Here is a 1,492-nt window from a genome sequence, read left to right as displayed (position 1 = left end):
CGGATGTAGGGATAGGTGTTCGCGGCTGCCTGATCGCCAATCAGCATGGAGTCGCACTGGCTGTAATTACGGGCGCCCTTCGCTCCTGGGCCCATCTGAACCAGGCCCCGGTAGCTGTTGCTGGAACGGCCAGCGCTGATGCCTTTGCTCACAATCGTGGAGCGGGTACGAGGTCCCACATGAATCATTTTTGTTCCCGTGTCCGCTTGCTGGCAGTTGTTGGTCAGAGCAACGGAATAAAACTCTCCAACGGAATCGGCCCCTTGCAACACGCAACTTGGATACTTCCAAGTAATGGCTGAGCCGGTTTCCACCTGCGTCCAACTAATTCGACTGCGCGCACCACGGCATTGGCCACGTTTGGTGACGAAGTTGTAAATACCGCCGACGCCATTCTCATTTCCGGCATACCAGTTTTGAACCGTTGAATATTTGATTGATGCGTCGTCTAAAACCACAAGTTCAACCACCGCAGCATGCAGTTGGTTGGTATCAACCATTGGGCCAGTGCAGCCCTGGAGGTAGCTCACGGAGGCCCCTTCTTCCGCCACGATCAAGGTGCGTTCAAATTGCCCGGTATCCCCTGAATTGATTCGGAAATAAGTGGACAGCTCCATGGGGCATTCGACGCCCTTCGGAATGAACACGAACGAACCATCACTAAACACAGCAGAATTCAGTGCTGCAAAGTAATTGTCGTTACTTGCCACGACTGAGCCGAGGTATTTCTCAATCAACTCGGGATGATCTTTAACAGCCTCAGTGAAGGAGCAGAACACGACTCCGTGCTCCGCCAATTTTTCTTTATAAGTGGTGGCGATGGACACACTGTCGAACACCGCATCAACAGCCACGTTGCTTAAACGTTTCTGCTCACTCAGGGGGATTCCAAGCTTGTCGAAGGTTTCAAGCAGCTTGGGATCAACTTCATCAAGACTTGCTTTTTTAGCCTGTTGTTTTGGCGCTGCGTAATAGATGATGTCTTGATAATCAATCGCTTCATAGCCCAAGGCAGCCCAATCGGGCTCTTCCAAGGTGAGCCAATGGCGAAAGGCTTTTAATCGAAAATTTAGGAGAAATTCCGGCTCATCTTTTTTGGATGAAATAAGCCGCACAACCTCCTCACTGAGACCCTTATCGATCTTGTCGGTCTCGATTTCTGTCACGAAGCCGTACTTGTACGGCTGACTGACGAGATCGCGTGTGGAGGTGCTGGTCATTCAGGTTCAGCCTGCGGTTGCTTGGATCGTTTCTGTCGTGATGGTCTGGGTTTTCTCAGGGCATGCGAAAGGGTTGTCTTCCGTCAGGAACAACATGCAATGGCACTCTTTTCGCTCGCGCATCGGAACACAGGGGCAATTCCAAAACGCTTGGGAAACCTCAGCCTCTTTGTCCTCGTAATGACGACACGGGCATAGAGCACCACCGAGGTCGTCCTTATGACGAGCGAGTCCCTTCAAGACGACTGACGTAACACTTGGCTCGGCACAAA

2 protein-coding genes are annotated in these 1,492 nt (G+C 51.7%); both read right to left on the bottom strand.

The genetic code is table 11. From position 1 onward, the window contains the following. On the bottom strand, positions 1-1,220 hold a 1,220-nt coding region (sufB, locus tag WH5701_RS00390; protein ID WP_006169812.1), incomplete at its 3' end, for a Fe-S cluster assembly protein SufB. Positions 1,221-1,226: 6 nt separating this feature from the next. Then, positions 1,227-1,492: ferredoxin-thioredoxin reductase catalytic domain-containing protein (locus WH5701_RS16170; protein ID WP_071934142.1), on the bottom strand; the 266-nt coding region annotated here is incomplete at its 5' end.

This window comes from Synechococcus sp. WH 5701 (genome assembly GCF_000153045.1).
GTDB classification, from domain to species: domain Bacteria; phylum Cyanobacteriota; class Cyanobacteriia; order PCC-6307; family Cyanobiaceae; genus Regnicoccus_A; species Regnicoccus_A antarcticus.
The sequence above is the reverse complement of the archived record's forward strand: the minus strand, read 5'-3'. Positions and strand labels throughout refer to the sequence as shown.